18 protein-coding genes, 3 pseudogenes and 1 other annotated feature are annotated in these 22,613 nt (G+C 61.7%); of the genes and pseudogenes, 10 read left to right on the top strand and 11 right to left on the bottom strand.

Annotated features, from left to right (window positions below):
• The first annotated feature begins 259 nt into the window (after positions 1-259).
• Entirely contained in the window at positions 260-1,516 is a 1,257-nt protein-coding gene (locus ACNJ7E_RS08230; RefSeq protein ID WP_418339574.1) for an IS701 family transposase, read from the top strand.
• A 251-nt stretch (positions 1,517-1,767) separates the two neighbouring features.
• On the opposite strand, the gene ltrA is transcribed toward ACNJ7E_RS08230, so the two are convergent.
• The 4 genes from ltrA to ACNJ7E_RS08210 form a co-directional block, all read right to left on the bottom strand.
• A complete protein-coding gene (gene ltrA / locus ACNJ7E_RS08225) occupies positions 1,768-3,132 on the bottom strand; it encodes a group II intron reverse transcriptase/maturase (RefSeq protein WP_418339573.1) in 1,365 nt (454 codons plus the stop codon).
• Positions 3,133-3,749: 617 nt separating this feature from the next.
• Positions 3,750-4,652 carry an alpha/beta fold hydrolase gene (locus ACNJ7E_RS08220; RefSeq protein ID WP_418339572.1) on the bottom strand — a complete coding sequence of 301 codons (903 nt, stop codon included), beginning with the start codon at positions 4,650-4,652 and terminating at the stop codon, positions 3,750-3,752.
• Positions 4,653-5,172: 520 nt separating this feature from the next.
• The gene (locus ACNJ7E_RS08215; protein ID WP_418339598.1) at positions 5,173-5,961 is read right to left on the bottom strand and encodes a DUF3109 family protein; all 789 of its coding nucleotides are present in this window, start codon (positions 5,959-5,961) and stop codon (positions 5,173-5,175) included.
• A gap of 520 nt (positions 5,962-6,481) precedes the next feature.
• Positions 6,482-6,712, bottom strand: a complete 231-nt coding sequence (locus ACNJ7E_RS08210) for a hypothetical protein (RefSeq protein WP_418339571.1) — start codon at positions 6,710-6,712, stop codon at positions 6,482-6,484.
• A gap of 267 nt (positions 6,713-6,979) precedes the next feature.
• Here ACNJ7E_RS08210 and ACNJ7E_RS08205 point away from each other — a divergent pair.
• Positions 6,980-7,825 (top strand): annotated as a pseudogene (locus tag ACNJ7E_RS08205) (IS3 family transposase); the annotation flags it as partial.
• Positions 7,263-7,394: a sequence feature (AL1L pseudoknot), on the top strand. Its footprint overlaps the pseudogene before it by 132 nt.
• Before the next feature lie 711 nt (positions 7,826-8,536).
• Here ACNJ7E_RS08205 and ACNJ7E_RS08200 read toward each other — a convergent pair.
• From ACNJ7E_RS08200 to ACNJ7E_RS08180, 5 genes are all read right to left on the bottom strand, one after another.
• Complete coding sequence (locus ACNJ7E_RS08200) at positions 8,537-9,289, bottom strand: alpha/beta fold hydrolase (protein ID WP_418339570.1); 753 nt, start codon at positions 9,287-9,289, stop codon at positions 8,537-8,539.
• A gap of 166 nt (positions 9,290-9,455) precedes the next feature.
• Positions 9,456-10,196, bottom strand: coding sequence for a glucose 1-dehydrogenase (locus ACNJ7E_RS08195; protein WP_418339569.1), 741 nt, complete (start codon positions 10,194-10,196; stop codon positions 9,456-9,458).
• A 287-nt stretch (positions 10,197-10,483) separates the two neighbouring features.
• The gene (locus ACNJ7E_RS08190) at positions 10,484-12,031 is read right to left on the bottom strand and encodes a long-chain-fatty-acid--CoA ligase (RefSeq protein ID WP_418339568.1); all 1,548 of its coding nucleotides are present in this window, start codon (positions 12,029-12,031) and stop codon (positions 10,484-10,486) included.
• 72 nt (positions 12,032-12,103) lie between these two features.
• Complete coding sequence (locus tag ACNJ7E_RS08185) at positions 12,104-13,582, bottom strand: flavin-containing monooxygenase (RefSeq protein WP_418339567.1); 1,479 nt, start codon at positions 13,580-13,582, stop codon at positions 12,104-12,106.
• Positions 13,583-13,784: 202 nt separating this feature from the next.
• The gene (locus tag ACNJ7E_RS08180) at positions 13,785-14,531 is read right to left on the bottom strand and encodes a glucose 1-dehydrogenase (protein ID WP_418339597.1); all 747 of its coding nucleotides are present in this window, start codon (positions 14,529-14,531) and stop codon (positions 13,785-13,787) included.
• 427 nt (positions 14,532-14,958) lie between these two features.
• Between ACNJ7E_RS08180 and ACNJ7E_RS08175 the strand changes: the two genes are divergently transcribed.
• From ACNJ7E_RS08175 to ACNJ7E_RS08140, 8 genes and pseudogenes are all read left to right on the top strand, one after another.
• A complete protein-coding gene (locus ACNJ7E_RS08175) occupies positions 14,959-15,414 on the top strand; it encodes a DUF4334 domain-containing protein (RefSeq protein WP_418339566.1) in 456 nt (151 codons plus the stop codon).
• On the top strand, positions 15,407-17,032 hold the full coding sequence (locus ACNJ7E_RS08170; protein WP_418339565.1) for a flavin-containing monooxygenase: 1,626 nt from the start codon (positions 15,407-15,409) through the stop codon (positions 17,030-17,032). The genes ACNJ7E_RS08175 and ACNJ7E_RS08170 overlap by 8 nt, the downstream gene beginning before the upstream one ends.
• Position 17,033: 1 nt before the next feature.
• Positions 17,034-17,516: a nuclear transport factor 2 family protein gene (locus ACNJ7E_RS08165; RefSeq protein WP_418339564.1), complete on the top strand. Its 483-nt coding sequence runs from the start codon at positions 17,034-17,036 to the stop codon at positions 17,514-17,516.
• Positions 17,516-18,595: a Zn-dependent alcohol dehydrogenase gene (locus tag ACNJ7E_RS08160; RefSeq protein WP_418339563.1), complete on the top strand. Its 1,080-nt coding sequence runs from the start codon at positions 17,516-17,518 to the stop codon at positions 18,593-18,595. The genes ACNJ7E_RS08165 and ACNJ7E_RS08160 overlap by 1 nt, the downstream gene beginning before the upstream one ends.
• 318 nt (positions 18,596-18,913) lie before the next feature.
• The gene (locus ACNJ7E_RS08155) at positions 18,914-19,750 is read left to right on the top strand and encodes an alpha/beta hydrolase (protein ID WP_418339562.1); all 837 of its coding nucleotides are present in this window, start codon (positions 18,914-18,916) and stop codon (positions 19,748-19,750) included.
• Positions 19,751-19,797: 47 nt separating this feature from the next.
• Positions 19,798-20,589 carry a TetR/AcrR family transcriptional regulator gene (locus ACNJ7E_RS08150; RefSeq protein WP_418339596.1) on the top strand — a complete coding sequence of 264 codons (792 nt, stop codon included), beginning with the start codon at positions 19,798-19,800 and terminating at the stop codon, positions 20,587-20,589.
• 146 nt (positions 20,590-20,735) lie between these two features.
• Positions 20,736-21,191, top strand: a pseudogene (locus ACNJ7E_RS08145) (IS21 family transposase); the annotation flags it as partial.
• Between the two features lie 261 nt (positions 21,192-21,452).
• Positions 21,453-22,277, top strand: coding sequence for a hypothetical protein (locus ACNJ7E_RS08140; protein WP_418339561.1), 825 nt, complete (start codon positions 21,453-21,455; stop codon positions 22,275-22,277).
• Between the two features lie 53 nt (positions 22,278-22,330).
• Here the strand turns inward: ACNJ7E_RS08140 and ACNJ7E_RS08135 are convergent, their stop codons facing one another.
• Positions 22,331-22,492, bottom strand: coding sequence for a hypothetical protein (locus ACNJ7E_RS08135; RefSeq protein WP_418339497.1), 162 nt, complete (start codon positions 22,490-22,492; stop codon positions 22,331-22,333).
• Positions 22,489-22,613, bottom strand: a pseudogene (locus tag ACNJ7E_RS08130) (IS701 family transposase); the annotation flags it as partial. The gene ACNJ7E_RS08135 and the pseudogene ACNJ7E_RS08130, both read right to left, overlap by 4 nt.

The raw sequence follows: 22,613 nt of genomic DNA, 5'->3' as shown, positions 1-22,613 counted from the left end.
CACCACCAGCTGGCCTCAGGTCGGACTCCGCCCCACTTCGTCATCCTCAAGCTCGGTCCCAGCCCCTTCCCCACCACCTTCGGGTCCGATGCCCGTCGGTGACGGTGTCCGACTGCCTTTGACGAGCCGAATGCCCGAGCCTCTGTTGTCGATTCTTGGTGGGCGGAGCTTACCGGTTCACCGAACCGCACACTAGTAGTACTTTGTTACCTCGGCGTGTCGGCTCGAGTTTCGATTCGAATCTCGAGAGGATCCGGGCATGGATGCAGCCGGTCTCGCCCGTGTCGGAGAACAGTTGGATACGTTTGTCGGTGAAGTGTTCTCGTCGCTGGCGCGCAAGGATCAACGGGAGGAGGCGGGGCTGTATGCGCGGGGGTTGATGCTCGACGGCCGGCGGAAGTCGATGCAGCCGATGGCGCAGCGGCTGCGGGTCGATCATCAATGGTTGCAGCAGTTCGTGACGACCTCGCCGTGGGATGTGGTGCCGGTCCGGAAAACGCTGTCCCGCCGGGCGTGTGATCTGGTCGCTCCGGATGCCTGGGTCATCGACGACACCGGTTTCGTCAAGGACGGCGATTCCTCGCCGGGCGTGGCACGACAGTACTCGGGCACCCTCGGCAAGGTCGGCAACTGCCAGATCGCGGTCAGTGTGCACGCCGCCTCCGATGCCGCGTCGGCACCGCTGGATTGGCGGCTGTTCCTGCCCGAGAGCTGGGACGATCAATCGACCACCGATCCCGACACGGTCGCGGAGATCACCGCTCGCCGGCGGCGGTCCGCGATCCCCGACGCCGAGCATCACCGTCCCAAGTGGGAAATGGCGGTCGAGATGATCGACGAGCTGATCGAGTGGGGCCGCACCCCACCGGTGGCGGTCGCAGACGCAGGGTACGGCGACGCCACCGCCTTCCGGCTCGCGCTGACCGACCGGGGAATCGACTACGTCGTCGCCGTCAAGGACGCGACCAGCGCCCATCCCGGCGACGCCATCCCGCAGACCGCGGCCTACACCGGCCGCGGACGCCCGCCGACACCTCGCTACGGCCCGCACACGACCTGTAAGGACCTCGTCCTCGCTGCCGGACGTAAAGCCCTGCGCACCGTGACCTGGCGGCAGGGAACCAAAACCAGCCCGAACAACCCCACCGCGGCGATGCGCTCGCGGTTCGCCGCCATGCGAATCCGCCCAGCGAACCGCGACATCCCGCGTGCCGAGGACGGCACCCTGCCCGCGGTCTGGTTGCTCGCCGAATGGCCCACCGGAGCCGACGAGCCGACCGACTACTGGCTCGCTACGCTCCCCGAGGACACCCCGCTGCCCGAACTGGTGCGCCTGGCGAAGATCCGCTGGCGCGTCGAGCACGACTACCGCGAACTGAAAACCGGTCTCGGGCTGGATCATTTCGAGGGCCGTTCCTGGCTGGGCTGGCACCACCACGCCACCCTGGTCACCGCCGCCCACTTGTTCATCACCACCCTCCGGCCAGCCGACCCAAAAGCGACTGGGCAGGACTGACGCTCTACGGAATCGTGCGTGAACTCCAACGCGCTTGCTCGTTGGATCGGTACCTGCCCACTCTGCCACCACACCTTCCCGACCTGGAGGGTCGAGAGCTGGCGCGGTGACCGTGATCGGCGGTAGGTCGCGAAGCCGCTTGTGACTCATACGGTTTCCCGTTGGTCGTTCTTCTCCTCGACCGTGGCCGATATGGTTCCGTTTCCAGCTCCCGCCCGTCAATCCGTGCATGCGGTTCTCCCGCACACGGCTTACCGACGCCGTTCACCGCCGGCATTCGGCGTCACCCGCCAAGCCCGAAAGGGCCTGGGTGCGACCACGATCCCATCAAGACTGATCAATCCGAGCTGGTTATCCGAGGACTGGGAGACCACCCACATCCCGAACCTGCGGCTACGCCTGTGCTTCTTGGCGAGCATGCCCACCACCCGCGTCAGCGCGTAGTGCCGGATCTTGGTGAACCGAGCCGAAGAGTTCCCGTATCGGAAATACCCAGCCCACCCGCGCAGGAAGCTGTTGAGCTCCCCCACGATCATGTCCACCGACAGCAACGTCCGGTTGCTTCCCGTGAGACCACGGATACGGTCCCGTGCGTGCTGCATCGCCTTGTCCGAGGGCCAACGAGCGAGGAATTCCACACCCTTGCCGCCGGTGCGTCCTTGCGCGCGCACCCACCGATGATGGAACCCCAGGAAATCCAGGCCCTCACCACCCAGTTTCAGGTGCACGATCCTCGTCTTGGCCTCCTTCGGTTCCAGCCCGAGTTCGGCCAGCAGTTCCCGCAACCGCATCAACGCGGCTTCGGCCTGCTCACGAGTCCGACACATCACGACGGCGTCGTCGGCGAAACGGACCAGCACCCCATGCTCACGCACATCCCACACCCGATCGATCCGATGCAGGAACACGTTGCACATCAGCGGTGAAATCACACCACCCTGTGGAGTTCCGGTCACCTCACGCCGCACCACACCGTCGCTCATCACCCCCGCGCGCAGCATCGCACGCAGCAGCTTGAGCACAGCCTGGTCACTGACGCGTTCCTCGACCGCTCGTATCAACTTCTCCTGCGGAATCGCCGAAAAGCAGTTGGCGATATCCGTTTCGACCACCCACCTGCGACCGCGCCACGCCTCATCGACGAGGACTTGCAGCGCGTCGTGCTGACCGCGTTTCGGACGGAACCCGAACGAGCACGGCAGGAAATCGGCTTCGAAGATCGGCTCAAGCACGATCTTGCACGCCGCCTGCACAATCCGATCCCGCACAGCGGGAATCGACAACGGACGCTGTTCCTTCGAGCCGGGCTTGGGAATCCACACCCGACGCAACGGCAACGGCCGATACGCTCCTTCCCGCAACTGCGCGGCCAACTCGTCGAGCAGCCGCTCGATCCCGTACTGCTCGACCTCGGCCAGAGTGGTCTTGTCGACACCCGGTGCGCCGTTGTTGGCACGCACCGCGACCCACGCCCGCCACAGAACGTCTCTGCGGAAGACCTTGTCCCGTAACGAATGGAACCGTCGCCGGGGATCGGCCTTGGCCGCCCGGTAAAGCGCATGCTGAAGATCTCGAACCGGGTCCAACCCGGACCCCACCGTGGCGGAACTAGCCATGACCGGCACTCACCAGGCCCCTCTCAACGAACACGACACATCGACGAAGCAGCGGCCCTTCCCTCACCGACGGTTCTGTTGTCCGCTCGGCTCGATCGGTACTACGACCGCCTCCGACTCCCTCCCGACAGGCCACCCATTTCCCGAGGTCATCGGTTATAGGGCACCACCCTCCGGCGACATATTTCCGCAGGTCGCCGGGCCGGGGAGGGCCTCACCAGTTCCCGCCGTCACTATCCGAACGTTCCGCACCCCATACGCCGGGGAGTTCTTCGACGCCTGCACATTCAGGTCTTCAGCGTCTTCCATGGCCTTCACCGTGATGCTGGCGGCTCGGCACTCCCTGTGCCCACCCGAAGGCGGGTAGTTAACGACGCCGCAGGCTTCGCTTCATGCTACGGACCGATCGGTTGCTCCCCCTTGAAGGGCTCTCGACACTGGGCTTCGACCCCGCAGGTTTCCCCACGAAGCCGCCAGTCTGCTACCGGGCCCCCTGACAGTTACCCGGACCGGACTCACACCGGCAAGCGACGACGAGCTTACGAACACAGGTCACCTACACAAGGTCACCTCCATTCCCTGGTCGCGCAACAAAGTACTACTAGGCCTCGACCGCGTCAGCGGCGCACTGCGACAACGTCTTCGTCGAGAAAGCCCTTCAACCCACCACTGAAGACATCATTGTCGTCACCGGCGACCATATGCCCGGCCCCGGTCACGTCGATCAGCTTGGCGGTCGGGATCAGCTCGAGCAGCTCCTTGGCGCCTTCCTCGCTGACCACATTGGATTGCTGGCCACGCACGAGCATCGTGGGAACGGTGATCGCGGCTGCCGCCTTCCGTGCGCGTTCGTATCGCACGATCGAATCAACTTGACGAGTCGGTTCATCGCCCTGGCGAAGGAACGCCGGATCCCAATGCCAGAACCAGCGGCCATCACGCAGGCGGAGATTCTTGCGCAACCCCTGCGGGTTGGGCTTGCGGACACGGTTCGGGGTGTACGCCGCGATCGCCGCAGCAGCGTCGTCGAGACTCGCGAAACCCTCGAGGCCACTGCGCATGAAGGCCATGATCTCCGCGGTGCCGCTGGTTTCGACCCTCGGCGCGATATCGACCAAGACCAGACCCCGAGCGAGATCCGGGTTCTCCCCCTGCCCGATCAACGACGTCATCCCGCCCATCGAGGCACCGACGAGTACCGGCTTCTCCCCCAGCTCGCCGACGATCGACGTCAGGTCGGCGACCAACGCATCGATGCCGTAGTCCCCGTCCGGTGCCCACTGACTGTCCCCATGCCCGCGTGCGTCCACAGTGATCGCGGACCAACCGTCCGCCGCGAGGCTGCGACCGGTGTTTCGCCAGGAATGGCGGGTCTGCCCGCCGCCGTGCAGCAACAGCACCAAACCCTTTCTGTCGACGCCTCCTGATCCGCCGGCACCCGGTGAGGGTGGATCCCACCGGTCGGCAGCGAGAGTGACACCGGCACCGCGGAGTTCGGGCTGTGTGACTACGGGATCCATAAAGTTCCTCACCACCATTATCCGAATGAGCGTTTCCCTTCATGTTGCACCACGAGGTGAACCATGATTCACCTGCACTCCTCGTGACATGACGTATCAGCATAGGTTTGGGCTGTTTCGGCCTACTGTCGTCGGTGTCTCCGAGGTTGCCGGCCCCCGGTCGATGGGACCGACTTGCCGGATCACCGCCCTCCTGACCTACCTGCAGTCGTTGGCCTGCTGATTGTCCAGGCCGGCCCTCTCACGACGCGAGCCGTAAAGGACTCTCGCATACGCAAGGCACCGTAGCCCGCACAAGTAGTCCGCTACACGGGGACAGCGATCGCCGCACCGCACTCGCCCGCGAGGCGCTGAACGTAGGCCGTGCCGGCCCGCGACCCGGCGCAGGGATGAGTACCGTTATCAGGCGGCTTGCCGCCCAGTCGGCTCACAGCTGGCCCTATCCTTGTTCGCGATTCCTCGGTGCGCGCCGCTCATCGCAGCGAAGCTGGTCGCCGACACCGCTCATGTTGACGAGATTTCACTCGGGGGTCGCAGTCTTCTCGGCGATCGCGGTCGCCGGGTGCACGGCGATCAGGCCGAGACCCTGGCGCCGCTTACACAGCCGCGCCAGTTCGCGATATGCGGCCTCACCGAGCAACTCCGTCAGCTCCGGCGCATACGACTGCCACACCGCCCTGGCGCCGACGTGCGCATCCGGCGAGCCGGAGCAGTACCAGTTCAGGTCCGCGCCGCCCTCGCCCCACCCGCGGCGGTCGTACTCGGTGATCGTCGTCTTCAGGACCTGCTCACCGTCCGGTCGCTCCACCCATTCCTGGGTGCGCCGGATCGGCAGCTGCCAGCACACGTCCGGCTTCACCTCGAGCGGCTCGATACCGCGCTCGAGCGCCATCGAGTGCAGCGCGCACCCGATGCCACCCTCGAAGCCGGGACGGTTGAGGAAGATGCACGCGCCCTGGTAGCGGCGGGTACGCAGCGCCGGCTCGCCCTCGAGCTCGTCCTCCTCGATGTACCCCCTCTTCCCGAGACCCTGCTTCATGAACTGCCAGCCCTCGGGCCTGAGCAGCTTCACCGACTCATGCAACCTCTCGACATCGTCCTCGTCGGAGAAGAACGCGCCGTGCGAGCAGCAGCCGTCGTCGGGTCGGCCCGCAATGATCCCCTGACAGGCCGGGGTGCCGAACACGCAGGTCCAATGCGAGAGAAGCCACGTCATGTCCGCGGCGATGAGATGCTCGGCGTTATCGGGATCGAGGAACTCCACCCATTCCCGAGCGAAGTCGAGCCCAACCTCCGGGCTGGGCGTCATCTTGTCCGACGGCCCCGAAATACCTGCTGACACAAACCCCCACGGTAGCCGACCCAAATAACAAACAAGCACTGATCAGGTCCCCGGCCGAGAGCAAACAACACTCGACGCGAATCTCGCCGACACCCCTGCGATACACCGCGGTGATACGCAGTCGACCAACCCCAGACCCGGTGCCGCACATCGGAAGCGACGCTCAGCGGCACGGACTGGGCGAACGACACCCCACGGCATCGAAGTTGCCGAGGCGGCGCGAGATCGCCCGTCCTGGTTTCACTCGGCTGCGGCACGTTGCTCACTCGTACAGAACTTTTGACGCGCCTCGCTCCGGTTGCCGCGGGCGGGATGGTGGTGCACGATCACTGCCGTGCGGAGTCCACGCTGGCCCGCGACCGCCCCACCACCGTGCGGCGGGAACTGAAACCCAACGACTCCCGCAGGGCTAGACCGGATTGAGGCCCTCGACGACCACACAGGTACCGGGCCGGCCGGCACACGCGCGGGTGTTGCAGAACACCGATCAACCGGCGGAGCCGAGGTGCTCCGCGTCCAGGTGGTCGGTGACGGTGTCCGCGATGTCGCCGAGGACGTCGAGTTGCTCGGCAGTGAGCAGGTCGACGAAGAAATGCCGAACCCCGGCCAGGTGGAGCGGCGCCGCCGCTTCGATGACGGCCAAGCTCTCGTCGGTGAGCAGTACGTCGAATCCGCGGGCGTCGGTGTCGCACCGAGCGCGGCGAACGCTGCTTGACACTCGTGCTCGAAGGCAACAGTCCACGGTTCCCGCGGACGACAACTGTGCCCTCCGCCACCAAACTAACAAACGGGCTCACCAGCACCATAGACGATCCGGGGTCGACCGAAACACACTTGCAAGTGTCCCCCAACCGGCACCGGGCCCACCAGGCACCGTCGACGACAATCACGATGGAGCACGCACCCAGGGTGACCGGGTACCACATTTTCCTTCACCACGGCGGGGCGAAGCGCCCCGGAAGAACTAACAAGGAGAATGTTGATCATGCCTGCACCGAAGAAGTACGACGCCGAGACCCAGGAGCGTGCCGTACGGACGTATCGGGACCGGATCCTTGAGCACGACGGCTCGAAGGTTGCAGCCCGTCGCCATGTAGGGGGCTGCTCGATATCGCGCCGCCGACGCTGCGGAACTGGATCGAACGGGAGGAGGCCCGCCAGGCCCTCGGAACACCGTCTGCAACACCTGACGGGTCGGATGAGGTCGCCCGGCTTCGCCGAGCAGTCGCCGAATTGCGCAGGGCCAACGAAATATTGAAGACCGCGAGTGCGTTTTTCGCGGCGGCGGAGGTCGACCGCCGACTGCGGTGATCGTCGACTACATCGACGCTCACCGCTCCCGTTTCGGGGTCGACCCGATCTGTGCCGTGCTGACCGAACACGGCATCCGCATCGCCCCGTCAACCTACTACAAGGCCGAGCAGCGCGGACGCATCTCCTCCACCGAACTAGCCGGCGCCTACGCCGCAAACGTCGTCCACACGCTATTCGTCGCCAACAAGCGTGTCTACGGCGCCCGCAAACTCTGGCGGGCGATGAAACGCGGTGGTCACGACATGGGCACGATCAGGTGGCCCGCCTGATGGCGATCACAAGCATCACCGGAGCCGTCCGCGGCAAACACCACACGATCACCACCCAGCGCGACGATCGGGCGCCGCGGCACCCCTATCTGATCGAGCGGAACTGGGACGCGCCGCAGCGCCCGGACCAGTGGTGGGTCGCAGACTTCACCTACGTCTGGACGTTGGCCGGGTTCGTCTACACCGCGTTCTGCGTCGACGTCTTCTCCCGCCGGATCCTGGGCTGGCGGGTGATGACCACCAAGGCCAATGGAAGCTGTACCGGGCAGATCAGTACCCTTCGGAAATACTGCCGCAGGAGCCCATTGGACGCTCCTATGCTTGTCAAGCAGTAGCAGGGAGGGTGTTGGTGCGGGTAGCAGCTTCCATTACCCGGTAGAGCTTCCTGGCGAGGGTGCGTTTGAGACAGCGGCGAATATCGCGGTGCGTCTTGCCTTCGGCCGTGTGCTTGATCTCGTAGGCGCGGGTCTCGGGGTGACACCGCATCCTAGCGAACCTTGGTCGCTAGCTACCTGATATGTATGCCGGTTTGTCAAGGGCGCAGGGCGAGGCGGCGTCCAGGACCGTCGTCGTGGGCGCCGCCTCTGTGGGCCCGGTCGATCTGGGTGGTGGCGAGCGTGTCGGTTTCGACGCGTGGTCAACTCTGATATGCGCGGGTTGGGTACCGCAGGACGGTTATTCGGCTGGAGTGGAGTCGCTGTCTAGTATCGAGCGTGATCCCAACGCGCAGTTGGGGATTGCTCATAGGTAGCTCGCGGGTCACTCCCAGGCACTGCCGTCACCACCGCATGATTCGTCCGAACGTTGTGGGTTTTCCGTTCCGGCCCTTGCCTCGCCGGTCGTCGGCGACGAGGGGGGCAAGGTGGAGTCCCCGCAGCGCAGCGAGGAGAACCGACCTTGCCCCACGCAGCAACAATTGTGCAGAGTCGCCAATCGGTGAACGAGCGGGACCAGACCCGTCAGCAACGTCGCTCTCGTCGTTGTCCCGCAGCGGTGCTGACAGCCTCCACGACCCGGCGCGGCGCCTCCCATTGAGTCATGTGCCCAACGTCCGGCACATACTCAAGTCGAGCCGACGGCATGGTGCTGACAATCAGGCGGGCATGCCAGGCAGGCGTAACTTTGTCACTGGCACTAACAAGGATTGTCGTGGGAGTATCGATGCGAGTGAGCACATCCGCCACGGTTTCCTTACGTAAGACGTCGATCATCGGGGTGGCACTGCGACGTACCCCTGCAAGACCGCGGCGCGTTGCTTCGACGACGTCGGCGGTCGCATTCCTTCCCAAACTCATGCGCGCCATCGCATTGCCGATCCTGCGGCCGCGTGCCAGCCACTGCGCAATTCCGTGGCGAACAAGTGGCCCTTGCAATCGAGCTGTGGGGGCACCCTTACCTGAGTCCCCCGTGATCGGGTTGACGAGGACCAGATGATTGACTCGACTCCTTGTCACCGGGTCGTCAAGGGCATCGAGGGCAACGAACGTACCCATCGAATGACTGAGAATGATGACGTTATCGAGATCTAGTTCAATGAGCAACGAGCGTAAGTCGTCTCGTAGCTGGCGTAATCCAACTCCATCACGACCGACACTGGACCGCCCATGGCCGCGGTGGTCGTAGGCGACGGTACGGAACCCCGTCGATGCAAGCGCCGGTGTGATGTCATCCCAACACCTGTGCGAGAGACCGAACCCGTGAACCAGCAGCACAGCCGCTCCCTCACCAGTATCAGTACCATGCAGCCTAGTCCCGTCAGGGCGTGCAATAGAGAACTTTCCCTTGCCGCTCCAGCGGTCGGAATCCGAGGTGTCATACATCAGCAACCATTCGTCGGCTGAGTGTCGCCGGAACGGTCTGTGAGTGAGCATCTGTGGATCATCGAAGTACTCCTCCGTCGACAACGAACGCGGCACCCGTCGTAAAGCTCGATTCCTCGGAAGCTAGAAAGACCACCAGGTTCGAGACTTCCCTCGGTTGGCCGATTCGGCGCAAGGGTGCTGATGCGGCCACCGCCTCGATGACCGCGCCGGCTTGAGGAGTATCAGTGATCATCGGTGTTTCGATTACGCCCGGATGGATCGAATTCACGCGGATACCATGGGGGCCGAACTCCTTTGCAGCTACCTTCGTCATAGCGTGGACCGCGAACTTGGAGGCGGTGTACGCGACAGTATTGGCTTCACCGATCAACCCGGCAACGGAGGAAATGTTGACGATCGAGCCACCTCCACCTTTACTCATCGAGCAGCTTGCGGCCTTCATCCCCAGAAATACCGACACTTGATTGACGTCTATTATCCTGCGGTAGTCGTCCTCGGTACACGTCGCGATCGGAGCATACGCTGCCACACCCGCATTGTTCACGAGCATGTCGATAGGACCGTACGCCTCCTCGGCCGTCGCTATCGCACAGTCCCAATCGGCTGGGCTGGTCACATCATGAGTCATGAATAACGCATTCTGACCCAGTTCGTCTGCTAGGGCCGTCCCCTCATCCACCAGGATATCGGTGAGCACATTTCGTGCGCCTTCCGCAATTAAGCAGCGCGCATGCGAGGCGCCCATGCCCCGCGCAGCACCGGTCGCGACCGCCACCCGCTCGTCCAGTCGACCCATGTCGAAACTCCCTTCTATGATGCACGCCACACTACTGGCGAAATGTCAGTAGTTCAAGGCGATGATGGCCGTGCTAACGCGCGGCCTTCGTCGGTGGCGGACTGTATCGCAGCCGATTGATGAAGCCCCGCACGACATGCCTGGACCAAATCTGTTCTCCCGCACGTCGGTCGGTGACCCAATCGTTCGATCGTCAGTACAGTGAATTTCTGACAAATGGTCAGTCAATGGCTGTTGCGGTACAACCGCACCGCACGCTCCCGCAGCTCCGGCGGGCACTTCCGTCTCTACCGTCCTATGCGCGAGTTGATCTCCTCGCGCAGAGCGGTTTTGAGTACCTTCCCGCTGGCGTTGCGTGGGAGAACGTCAGTGATTAGGAGATGCCTCGGACACTTGTAGGCGGCGAGCCGTTCTCGGCACCAGCCGTCAATCTCCCCGAAGGTCGGTGGCTTCCCACCCATAGTGGGCACCACGACCGCCACTGGCACCTCGCCCCATTTTGGGTCTGGCACACCCACCACAGAAACTTCGGCGACCTTCGGGTGACAAGCCACCGCGTCTTCCACCTCGGAGCTGTAGATGTTCTCCGCACCCGAAATGATCATATCCTTGAGTCGGTCTACCACGTAGAGAAAGCCATCTTCGTCCTGTCGAACGAGATCTCCTGAATGAAACCACCCACCGGAGAACGCGGCAACGCTCTCCTCAGGCTTGTTCCAGTACTCCTTCATTATCGTAGGTCCACGGTATACGATTTCACCCACCTCACCGACTGGGACATCATTCATCCCAGCGTCTACGATCCGTACCTCGACGTTGACCATCGGAGTTCCTATGGAGCCCATCTTGCGTAGCGCGTCTTCACCCAACAACATTGCGGTGATAGGACTGCACTCCGTCTGCCCGAAGGCGCTGTAGAGCTTTGCGTGCGGAAACGTATCGATGATCTTGGTCAGCAGTGACCTCGTCGCTGGCGCCGCACCCCAAGAGATCAACCGCAACGCTGACAACTCACGATTCCCGATGTCTGGTAGACCGCAGATCGCTTGCCACTGGGCCGGCACAAAGAAGCACATGTTGATGCGCTCGCGCTCCAGCAGGTCCACCGTGGCGCCTGGATCGAATGCCCCCATGGGCATGACTACCATCCGACCACCGACGAACAGACTCGGGAGCAGCCCTGCCACCCCTGCGACGTGAAACAGCGGTGTTCCGGTCAGCCACACTCGACAGTCCGGGGGAAGACCGAGATGGATCATGTTGCTCACGGTGTGCACACCCAAATTGTGGTGTGTGAGGACCGCACCCTTGGGGCGCCCTGTGGTGCCAGAGGTGTACATGATGAACGCTGGCGACTTCTCGTCTACCTCGATCTCGGCGGTCGTAGAAGAAGCATGCCGGACCACGTCGTCGAAAGTTTCTGTTTCCGGGCCTGCATCGGCCTGACCTCCGATCACCAGACAACGCTGAACGGTGCTCGCCCTTACTCGCGCCTTTGCGACCACAGCCGCGAGCGAGGCGTCGACTATGACAGTCGTGGCGCCACAATCATCGAGAATGTAGGCCACTTCGTCCACGACCAACCGAAAGTTGACTGGGACAGCGATCGCGCCCAGCCGCGCACAGGCGAAGAAGGTCTCCACTGTCTCCAGATTGTTAAGGGTAAGCAAGGCAACCCGATCACCGTGGCCCACGCCTCGATCCCGTAGTCCATTCGCGAGGCGATTGACTCGCGCGTCCAGCTCTGAATATGTACGGTCCACCCCTTCAAATTGGTACGCGACCTTGTCGGGAATGCTGCGTGCATGCCGAGCGAGTTGGTCGCTAATCGTCATTCCTTGACCAGTGATAGCCGACACGAGTCACTCTCCTCGATTGGGGGTGTTGCTCCGCGGATTCTGCACATGTCAGGAACTCGCAAGGGATTCGCTTGCTGGCGCGTTGGATGGCTGCGTGACATTGTAGTCGTCCACATTAAAGCGGCTCAGGCTTTGTGCCATGTGCTTCAACGATCCGGGCCAGGGACCATTGAGGCGGCCCGTAGCGTCATAGTAGTAACTCGAACAACCGCCGGTACGAAAAACAGATTTGGCCAATTTGTCGTCGGCAGCCTCCACCCAGGCTTCTTCAACCTCAGCACGAACGTCGACAGTGTCGAAGCCCTTGCGGCGCATCGTCTCCACAGCAGAAGCGAGATAGCGCACTGTCGCCTCGCTTGCCCCGATCTGCGAAGTGGTACCCGTGTTCGGGCCCAGTAAGATGAACGCATTCGGGTACCCAGCGACCGTCGCGCCAAGGTAACCACGGGGCGACCCGGCCCAGCGCTCTGCGAGCGTACGACCGTCCCGACCGCGGATCCGTTCGTGCATCGGCTGGTTGGCGAACTGGAAACCTGTTCCCCAGATGATCGTGTCAACAGGGAACTCTCGTCCATCGGCGACCACAGAACCCTCACGGACTTCAGCCAATTCCGAGGGTACGTAGTCCACGTTCTCGCTGGCCACGGCCGGATAGAAATCACTCGAGAGCAGCATTCGCTTGCAGCCGAAGCGGTAGTTCGGCGTTAGCGCTGCCCGTAGTTGTGGATCGGCGACCTGCTTTTGCAAGTGGTGGAGCGACAACCGCTCGAACGCACCTATCAACCTCCTGTTCAGTAGACCCGCGTAAACGACATCGAGTCCGCGCGCGATCACCGTCCGGAGTATCCGCTGGCGCAACGTCGCCCAAAGCCTGTTCGAATTGGGATGTGACCGATCCCCTTTCGGCAGAATCCAAGGTGGTGTCCGCTGAAGGATGACGAGTTGCTTGGCGTGAGGTTGGATCTCCGGCACGAATTGAATGGCGGACGCACCGGTGCCCACGACGGCGATTCGACGACCTGCTGGATCGAAGTCGTCCGGCCATTCCGAGGAATGAAACGACCGACCCGCAAACGTATCGATGCCAGGGACGTTGGGGATGGATGGTGAGTGCACATTTCCAGTCCCGAGAATGAGGAACTTAGCACGCAGCGCGCCCTCCGACGTTTTGCACAACCACCTACGCGACTCTTCGTCCCATGCTGCCTCGAGTAATTCGGTCTTGAACCGGACATGCTGCAGGACACCATTTTCAACCGCGACCTGCTCCAAGTATTTGCGGATCTCCTCACCGCGCGCAAAGAGGCGGCTCCAGTTAGGGTTGAGCGCGAAGCGGTAACTATATACAGGTGATGGCACGTCGCATGCAGCGCCGGGGTACCTATTGTGATGCCATACACCGCCGAGTCCGTCAGACTTCTCCAGCAGCGCCACGTCGCGTAGCCCTTGCTCCTTCAAAGCGATGGTCGCCGCTATACCTGAAACACCGCCGCCGACGACGACTGCGTCAACATCATCTTTCAACATCTCAAATCCTCCGTGTCTCCAAAGCAAAATTCTCCTCTGGCGCCCTATAGTGACCTGGTTGGCCACATATCAAGTCGAGTGATTAGCGGGCGGGTCGCTGGCCCCGCCGGGCGACCCGCAGCATTGTCGCGATATCACCACTCCGTGTTCTCAAGACATCGCGACACCGACGGCGCCCCATGAACCGACTCGCGCGGGTGCATCATGGAATCGTCCCACCGTCAATTACGAAGGCAGCGCCGGTCGCAAAACTGGATTCTTCAGACGCTAGGAAGACCACCAGATTCGACACCTCCTGCGGTCGACCCATCCGGCCCAATGGCGTAGCTGCCGCGTAAGCCTTTGCGGCCGCTAATGCCTGCGGATCGTCATTCTCGAGTGCCATCGGCGACTCAATCACACCAGGATGGACGGAGTTCACCCGAATGCCTTGCGGCCCCAACTCCTTCGCCGCTACCTTCGTCATACCGCGCACTGCGAACTTCGATGCTGCGTACGCCACGGTTCCCGCCTCGCCGATAAATCCAGCAACCGACGAGATGTTGATGATAGAGCCCCTGCCGGCCCTGCCCATCGACCCCGCTACCGCTTTCATCCCCAGGAAAGTCGACACCTGGTTAACGTCGATCACGCGACGGTACTCGTCCTCAGTCATCACCTCGATCGGCGAATACACGCCGACTCCAGCATTGTTGACGAGAATGCTCACTGGGCCGAACGACTCTTCAGCCAGCGCAATCACGCGGTCCCAGTCATCGGCCCGGGTCACGTCATGCGCAGCGAAGCGTGCATTGGATCCCAGCTCGTCCGCCAGCGCCGCACCCTCCGCCGCAAGGACATCGGTCAGCAGAACCTGAGCCCCTTCCGCGGCAAACGCTCGCGCGTGCGCAGCTCCCATCCCTCGTGAAGCACCAGTGACGATCGCTACCTGCCCGCTCAACCGACCCATCTTCAACCTTCCTTCCATGGCTGTGTTGTTCGTCACAACTCTACTGGCACATTGTCAGTAGTGCAACCGCTCGCGGAGAACCGAGTTACCGACAGAAATCGACATCCGGCAATCCGGCCCCGCGCCGCGGCGTCATTCACAGGCCATCCCGACCGCACGGATGCCGCGCAGCCGGCCTGAGGCAATAGTCGGTGGTTCCCTCAGCTAGTTTCACCACGGGACGCGCTGTGCAGTCAAGCATGCGGAAGGGCTGCTGCCGAGAGGCAGGCATACAGGACAGTTGACGCCTCTCGGTGATACGAAAGGACAAACCCTGGGTACTGCCCCCGCCGCCAGTTCCACTTGCAGAACGCCTTGACCAGCCAACCAGTCGGCAGTAGCCTTTTCACTACTGACAATGTGCCAGTAGTGAAAGAAGGAAGTCGAGATGAGTCTGCATACAAACGCCAAGCGCGACCTATTGGATGCGATCGAGACTGGACGGCCACCGGGCGACCGGCGACTGTTTGAGGCATTCGATGCCCTCGAAAGTCTCGATCCGAACTTTTTGGTCGGGACTTGGCGTGGTGGAGTCTTTCACCACGACCACAAGCTTGGGCGGAATCTCCAACGTATCAACTGGTACGGCAAACGGTTCAACGGAATTGATGACGTAGAACCACTATTGATTCGCACAGATTCTGGAAACATCGAGTCATGGACCGGTTTCGGATTGGCTCGACTACGAGAAATCCGGTTCCGAGGAAAAGTGTCGACGGCGATGCTGTACGACAACCAACCGCTTATCGACCATTTTCGTCGCGTCTCAGCCGATGTAGTCATCGGGCTCGCCGACGAGAAAGGCCAGCCCGCCACCTACTTCTTCCACCTGTCCCGTGTCTAGCCCGGAGCGGTGGGACGCGGTCGTGGTTGGCGCGGGGTTGGCCGGACTCTACGCCCTCCACAAGTTCCGTAAGCTCGGACTGAGCACTGTCGTCATTGAGGCCGGTGACGGGATCGGCGGCACGTGGCATTGGAACCGCTACCCAGGTGCCCGTTGCGATGTCGAGAGCGTGGACTACTCCTACAGTTTCTCCGAGGAGCTGCAACAGGAGTGGACATGGTCCGAACGGTACGCAACTCAACCTGAGATTCTCCGCTACATCAACCACGTCGCTGACCGGTTCGACCTAGGTCGAGACGTTCGATTGAATTGCAAGGTCGTCGCTGCCCATTACGACGATGAAGCGCAGCTTTGGCGGATCCATCTCGACGATGGCCGGACCCTGATCGCCCGATACTGCATTATGGCCAGCGGCGCACTTTCTGCGCCCCATTTGCCCGACATACCAGGGATCGACGATTTCGAAGGCGAGGTGTTGCACTCCTCACGCTGGCGTGAGGAGTGCGAATTCACCGGCCGCCGAGTCGCGGTTATCGGCACGGGATCTAGTGGAGTGCAGTTGATTCCAGAACTCGCAGGTCGTGCCGATCAACTATTCGTGTTTCAGCGGACCGCGAATTTCTGCATGCCCGCACGGAACCAACGGCTTACGGATACCGCATTAGACACCATCAAAGCCCACTACAGCCAGCGCCGGCGCGAGGCGCGCGATTCCTACCTCGGGGTGCCCATGCCGGTACCAAAGCGCTCAGCCCTGGAAGTTTCCGACGAGGAACGCCGACAAGCATTCGAGGCGGGATGGCAAGAAGGTGGCGCCAACTGCATTGTTCAACAGTTCTATGACATCCTGCTGGACGAGCGCGCGAACGAATACGCCGCAGAATTCGTGCGAGATAAAATCCGTGAGGTCGTACACGACCCGAAGATTGCAGAACGCCTTCTGCCACGTGGCTATCCCATCGGATCGAAGAGAGTCTGCGTCGAATCAGGCTACTACACCGCCTTCAACCGCGACAACGTAGCGTTAATCGATCTATCTGAGACTCCAATCGAGACATTCACACGGACGGGACTGCGCACAACGACAACTCTGTACGAGTTCGATACCCTTGTGTTGGCTACAGGTTTCGACGCAATGACCGGAGCTCTGCAGGAAATCGACATCGTCGGGCGCAACGGACTATCGCTTCGAAGTGCATGGGCGAACGGACCCCGCACCTACCTCGGCATCGGAATCGCCGGCTTCCCCAATCTGTTCTGCATCGGCGGGCCCCAGAGTCCCTCTGTGACCTCCAATATGACACTTTCGATCGAGCAGCATGTCGATTGGATCACCGGATATGTTGCCTGGCTTGATGAGCGAACCGTGACGGCGGCCGAACCTTCCGGAGCTGCACAGGATGCATGGGTTGATCACGTGGAGCAGGTGGCCGAACGCGTGCCGTTGCGTGTGCGAAGCGACTCCTGGTATCTCGGTGCAAACATCCCAGGAAAGCCTCGAGTGTTCATGCCCTACATCGGAGGCGTTGCGGCATACCGCGCCAAATGTGATGACGTGGCCGCAAATGACTACGAAGGATTCGAATTGTCCACCGCTTCTCTCGCATCGGAGTCATGAGATGGTCACCCATACAGCATCTGCGATCGATGTTCTGGCCGACCTCATCGACGCGTTCGACGCACTGGACCCCGATCGCGCCGGTGCGCTGTTTGCCGATGACGGAACCTTCGTATTTCCATTCGCCCCGCCGGGATTTCCAGCGAAGGCCGCCGGCCAGAGGGAGATCCTCAGACTCCTGCGAAAAATGGCAGTGTTCGATCGGATCGAACTCTATGACCGTGAATTACACGCAACAGAGGACCCTGAAATCGTCTTCGCCACCTTCGCTTCTCGTGCCCAATTGAGTGGCAGACCATACGCCAATCGATACATCTGCCGTGCACGAATACGCGATGGGCGCATACTCGAATACCAAGAACACTTCGGCCCCTTCGCACTCATCGCCGCGATGCGGGCGCGCCAGCGTTTGGCAGCGTTGGCCTTCTGCGCGCTTCCTCCACGAGTCGCATCGTGGATCGGCAAACGTCAGGGAGGACGCTAATGAGAGCCGCTGTTCTCGAAGCAAACGCCTCCAGCGCAGTCCTGGCTGATGTCGAACTAGCGATTCCGCTACCCAGAGAAGTGGTTGTACGCACTGTTGCAGCCGGCGTCTGCCACACCGACCTCAGCGCCCTTGAAGGAGCTTTCAACTTTCGTAAACCGATGGTGATGGGGCACGAAGGAGCAGGCATCGTCGAAGCGGTCGGTGCCGGCGTCACCTCCGTCCGGCCCGGCGATCGCGTGGTCACCACATTATCGGACTTCTGCGGACGATGCCGGTACTGTATTTCTGGGCGCCCGTATCTGTGTAGACAGATGAGTCGGGGTCGGCCGCCATCCGCCCCCCCGCGAATAACCCGAGGCAACTTGGCGGTGGCTCCATTCTGCGGAGTCGGGAGCTTCGCCGAGCAGATTCTCCTGAACGAGAACGCAGTAGCCCGGGTGGGCGACGAGATCGGACTCGACAAGGCAGCCCTTCTAGGGTGCAGAGCACTGACCGGCCTCGGGGCTGTCTTTCGAACAGCCAAGGTTGAGGTCGGTGATACCGTCGCGGTACTCGGATGCGGGGGTGTCGGACTCAGCATCATCCAGGGAGCACGTATCGCAGGGGCGACTCGGATAATCGCAATCGACCCAATAGAGTCCAAACGTGATCTGGCAATACGTCTGGGCGCCACGGATACGATCGGCGCCGACGCTTGCACCGTCGTGGAGATGGTTCGCGAACTATCGAGTGGAGGCGTCGACCACGCATTTGAGTCCGCGGGGCGCAAGGAAACGATCGAACAAGCCGTCGCAATGACGGGACGCGGTGGTACTGCGACAATCGTTGGATCTCCGGGAGACATAGAAGTCCGGCTGTCCGTGGCAGAGTTGATGATAGACCGCCGTATTCAGGGTTCGTGGATGGGTTCGAACCGGTTCCAGGTCGACGTACCGACGTACGTGCAGTTGTACCTGCAGGGCCGCCTACTGCTCGACGAACTCGTCTCGACACGACTCAAACTCGAAGAACTCGAGCTGGCCTGGTCCGCCTTCCACAACGGAGGCGGCGGACGAAGTGTCATTATTTTCGAGTAAGAGTCCAGCGCAGCGGCAGTCTTTCGAATCCTCGGTCCTCGCGGCTACTGGCGGCCAGTGCAGATTTTCAATCCGTGACCTCCGAGGCGCTCGCTGGCCATCCGAATTCGATTAATCTACTGCAGGTCCGGCTGCATCCTTACTCTCTGCGACGGATGTTTCCTACGCCATGTCCGGTGCCTGCAAGTGCTCGATCGCTCCCACTTCGAAGGACATCACTTTATGGCACTCGACACTGCGACAAGCGCACTCGTGGCGCGGCTGGTTCCACCAGGCGCCCCACGGTTGTGGCAGATGACGCCCTCGCAGGCACGCGGGATGGGCATCGCCCTCAAGAAGATCTATGGTCCCGGACCGCGCATGCAAAGGGTAGAAAACCACACATTGGATGGCGATCCGAGCGGCAACGTCAACGTCCGAATTCTCCTTCCCCACGAGAATCCGAATGCTGTAATAGTTTACTTCCACGGAGGCGGCTGGGTCACTGGAAGCATCGACGAGTTCGACACCTTCGGGCGCAAGCTCGCTGCTGCTACCAAGGCTGCTGTTGTCTTGGTCAACTACCGCAAGGCCCCCGAGCACCCCTATCCGATCGCAGTGAACGACGCATGGACCGCACTGACGTGGACCGCAGCGCGCCTCGCAAAGATCGGGGGACCCGACGTACCCCTCGTTGTTGCTGGTGACAGCGCCGGCGGCAACCTCGCAGCCGTGCTTACACAGCGCGCCCGAGACACCGCCGGTGCCCCGCCAATCGCACTACAGGTGCTGGCCTACCCCGTCACCGACTCCAACCTAAACCGCGCTTCGTATGCCGACCCAGAAAACCAGCTTCTGGTCGACCGTCAATCGATGGTGTGGTTCTGGGATCACTATCTGAAACAAGCTAACCGTCGTTTCCACCCTGAAGCGTCACCGCTACGCGCCCGGTCGTTTCAGAACCTCCCGCCAGCAATTATCCTCACCGCCGAGCACGATGTGCTACGCGATGAAGGTGAAGCCTATGTCCGTCGCCTGACGGACGCCGGGGTATTGGTACGACACCGTCGCTTCGACGGACAGATGCACGGTTTCTTCACATTTGTGAATATCCTGCCCGGCAGCGACGCTGGAATCAATTACGTAGCAGCGAACCTTCGGGAGCTAGTTTGTTAAAAGTGGTTTGCGGCGCGAACACCGCCAACCGGCCCCGCACCTCCTACATGAACGTGGAGTTGCTGGTTCAGAATCGCGACTCGAAAACGTTCTCGGCTCTGCCTCCACGGGTGTCGGACTCCGTGAACGTCGAGGCCGCGAGCCAATCAGATCAGCAGACTAGAGTACGCTCGCTGGCTGTGGCACAAACACCGCCTTCACCACGAGTGCGCCTGCAGGTAGACACCCGCCGGGCTCAGATCCTTGAGGCCGCCAGGCGCCTCTTTGCAGAGCGTCCATACTCCGAAGTGTCAACCACAGAGCTTGCCGAGGCGGCTGGCGTCACGCGGGCAAATCTGCACTATCATTTTGGGACCAAGCGCCAACTCTACGTCGAGGTTGTCCAGCAATTCACTCGTCTGCCGCCCCCACCCGATGAAAATCTTGAAGGGCTGTCGGGGGACGACAGAATCAATTTGATCATCACGCAATGGTTGGACGGTGTTTGGAAGTCGCGAGGTACGTTCCTCACCGTATTCCGGAGCGGCGTCGTTGGCAGCGATCCGGAGATCGAAGAAATTCTTGAAACCAGCCGGGAGGTCTGGGCTGCACGGCTGACGGAAATTCTCCCTTTCTCAGCCGGAGCGCAGCAGCCGGAAGTGCTCGCGCTAGTTCGCGCTTATCAGGCGATGGCAGAGGAAGCCTGCGTTGAATGGCTTCGACGTGACCGGCTCACGCGCGAGCAGATCCATCTGTTACTCAGACAATCTCTCGTTACGATTCTCGACCAAATTGCACCCGCTGCCATCGAATTGAAGAATAACTCTGGTAAGGTGCGGGGCAAAGTCCGCGGGAAGTGATCGGCTGCTGTAGTACAGAAACTCTCCCCCTGCGTGACCTGTTCACCCCCGGCCCGCCGCCCTCGACGGGCTCGCGAGTGAACAGGCTATGTAAAAGATCAGGCTTTGCCATAGATGGTTGACGAATGGCACGCCGTCACGACGGGTGGGTGGCCGAGTCGTACGGCAAGATCCGCGGCGACAAAGCCCACGAGCGGCTCCTGGGGCTCGGCTACACCGGTACCGACCGCACCACCCGCCGAGCCCTCGCCGAAATCAAACGCCCAATGGCGACTGGGGCAAAACATGGGTGCACTTGACCCTGGATCATCGAACCCGGATTGCGGCTGCAATACGACTTCGGGGACGGCCCGATCGTCGACGGACGTAAGGTCGCCCTCCTCGTCGCCTGGCTGGTCTGGTGCCGATTCCGGATCGTGATCGCGCTGCGTGATCGGACCGCGCCGAGCGTGTTCGCCAGACTGGACCGGGTGTGCCGCATCATCGGCGTTGCCCCGACATACCTGCTCACCGCCAACAAAAAGACCGTCACGATCGGCCGCTTTGCCGGCGTCCCGGTCCGAAATCGGCAGGCGGTGACTTCCGGGCGTTACTACGGCATCTCGGCGGGATCGCCACCACCTCGGTCTACCCACGCCCCTGTGGAGGCTGCTCATCGAAGCGAGCTTCCCTGCCCGTGACGCCCACGTCATGACCCGCAATATCTAGCGGAGGACTTCGTAGTGTGGCCCTTCGCAAGGACTATCCGCAGGTTCCCATTCCGGCACCTTCAGAGCGCAGAACCATTGTTGACATATAGTAAACAAAGGTGTGATGCTTGCCTCGATCCACCCCCCCGGTGGGTAAACATAAGGAGAAAGATCATGGAGTTTCTCAGTGCCGAGCCACCGGTTCACCTGGTGTCTCAGATCCCGCCCGCCGCCGTGCTCGGCGCCTTCGGACTGGTCGTTGCGGCTTCCTCGGTGGCCGCCATCGCGATCGGTCTCCGTAAGCATGATTGGCTGCCCGTCGTCGTATGCATCGGAGCTCTTGTATGCGCTCTCAACGAGCCGATCTACGACATCCTGGGCCTCATCGTCTACGCCGAGAATCATCCGATGGCGTACACCGCTTTTGGACGTGAGATCCCCTGGTTCCTTGTTATCGGCTACCTACCCTGGGTCGGTCTTCTCCCCTATCTCATCTCCCGCGCCATGCATGCGGGGATTCCCCGAGCCAAGCTGCACCTGATCGCCTTCGCCTCCTTCCTGTCCGTGGTCGTTGTCGAGAGCATCGGCACCTCGTTCGACTCGTGGGCCTACTATGGTGAAGCTCCGCTGAAGTTCCTTGTTGTCGCGCCCCAGATGGCACCGGTACCTATCGTCGGCGGGTTCCTGCTCTTCGCTGTGGCTGATCGATTCGATGGCTGGAGACGCCTCGGAGCGGGTTTCGTCATCTCAACTCTCGCGCTGCCAATGGTATTCGCGTCCGCTTCTTGGCCACTGTATTTCGGCCTCAACACCGATATGCCCGTTGCCGTCGACTGGATTCTCGGTGTGGCGATGCTGGGACTGTCCGTCGGAGTCGTAGCAGCCACCACAGCCCTCGCCCAAACCATCCGTGAAGGTCGCCTACTGGAGTCCCCTGCGAATACAGCTGCCGTCCAGGACAGCCCAGAACAGGACCGCAACCATGCAAACCAAGTTTAACGACAAGTATCGCTGAGCTAGGACTGCAACGACACTTAGTACTGCAACGGCACTTATGGGAAGTGTCCGCGACGTCGGTAGTGGGAGGTGCGGGCCTGGTGTTGTCGGCGCCGTCGCCACTTCGACCAGGACCAGATGTGCTCGTCCGGGTGGGCGTGTCGCAGGATCAGTTGCACGAGCAGGCGGCGGATCTCGGGTAGCGTGTACGCGATCATGCCCTGATCTTCGATCCCGATTCCCCTTTTATCGCTTCGGTTTTCGTCCCGGCGAGCCAGGCGAGGGCGAGCATCGACAAGGTGATGTGGGCGTACCAGGCCCGGTAGGTGCGTACCTGGT

Origin of the sequence: Rhodococcus mengyinensis (assembly GCF_048381435.1) — a bacterium.
Classification (GTDB): Bacteria; Actinomycetota; Actinomycetes; order Mycobacteriales; family Mycobacteriaceae; genus Rhodococcus_F; species Rhodococcus_F opacus_D.
Note: the sequence above shows the minus strand (reverse complement) of the source record. Positions and strands in the feature narration are given on the sequence as shown.

Coding starts and splice junctions, on each gene's coding strand:
- ACNJ7E_RS08140 (WP_418339561.1), top strand. CDS start 21,453: ATGGAGTTTCTCAGTGCCGAGCCACCGGTTCACCTGGTGTCTCAGATC.
- ACNJ7E_RS08215 (WP_418339598.1), bottom strand. CDS start 5,961: ATGACGCCCAGCCCGGAGGTTGGGCTCGACTTCGCTCGGGAATGGGTG.
- ACNJ7E_RS08195 (WP_418339569.1), bottom strand. CDS start 10,196: ATGGGTCGACTGGACGAGCGGGTGGCGGTCGCGACCGGTGCTGCGCGG.
- ACNJ7E_RS08230 (WP_418339574.1), top strand. CDS start 260: ATGGATGCAGCCGGTCTCGCCCGTGTCGGAGAACAGTTGGATACGTTT.
- ACNJ7E_RS08220 (WP_418339572.1), bottom strand. CDS start 4,652: ATGGATCCCGTAGTCACACAGCCCGAACTCCGCGGTGCCGGTGTCACT.
- ACNJ7E_RS08160 (WP_418339563.1), top strand. CDS start 17,516: ATGAGAGCCGCTGTTCTCGAAGCAAACGCCTCCAGCGCAGTCCTGGCT.
- ACNJ7E_RS08185 (WP_418339567.1), bottom strand. CDS start 13,582: ATGTTGAAAGATGATGTTGACGCAGTCGTCGTCGGCGGCGGTGTTTCA.
- ACNJ7E_RS08150 (WP_418339596.1), top strand. CDS start 19,798: ATGAACGTGGAGTTGCTGGTTCAGAATCGCGACTCGAAAACGTTCTCG.
- ltrA (WP_418339573.1), bottom strand. CDS start 3,132: ATGGCTAGTTCCGCCACGGTGGGGTCCGGGTTGGACCCGGTTCGAGAT.
- ACNJ7E_RS08180 (WP_418339597.1), bottom strand. CDS start 14,531: ATGGGTCGGTTGAGCGGGCAGGTAGCGATCGTCACTGGTGCTTCACGA.
- ACNJ7E_RS08135 (WP_418339497.1), bottom strand. CDS start 22,492: ATGATCGCGTACACGCTACCCGAGATCCGCCGCCTGCTCGTGCAACTG.
- ACNJ7E_RS08165 (WP_418339564.1), top strand. CDS start 17,034: ATGGTCACCCATACAGCATCTGCGATCGATGTTCTGGCCGACCTCATC.
- ACNJ7E_RS08190 (WP_418339568.1), bottom strand. CDS start 12,031: ATGACGATTAGCGACCAACTCGCTCGGCATGCACGCAGCATTCCCGAC.
- ACNJ7E_RS08175 (WP_418339566.1), top strand. CDS start 14,959: ATGAGTCTGCATACAAACGCCAAGCGCGACCTATTGGATGCGATCGAG.
- ACNJ7E_RS08155 (WP_418339562.1), top strand. CDS start 18,914: ATGGGCATCGCCCTCAAGAAGATCTATGGTCCCGGACCGCGCATGCAA.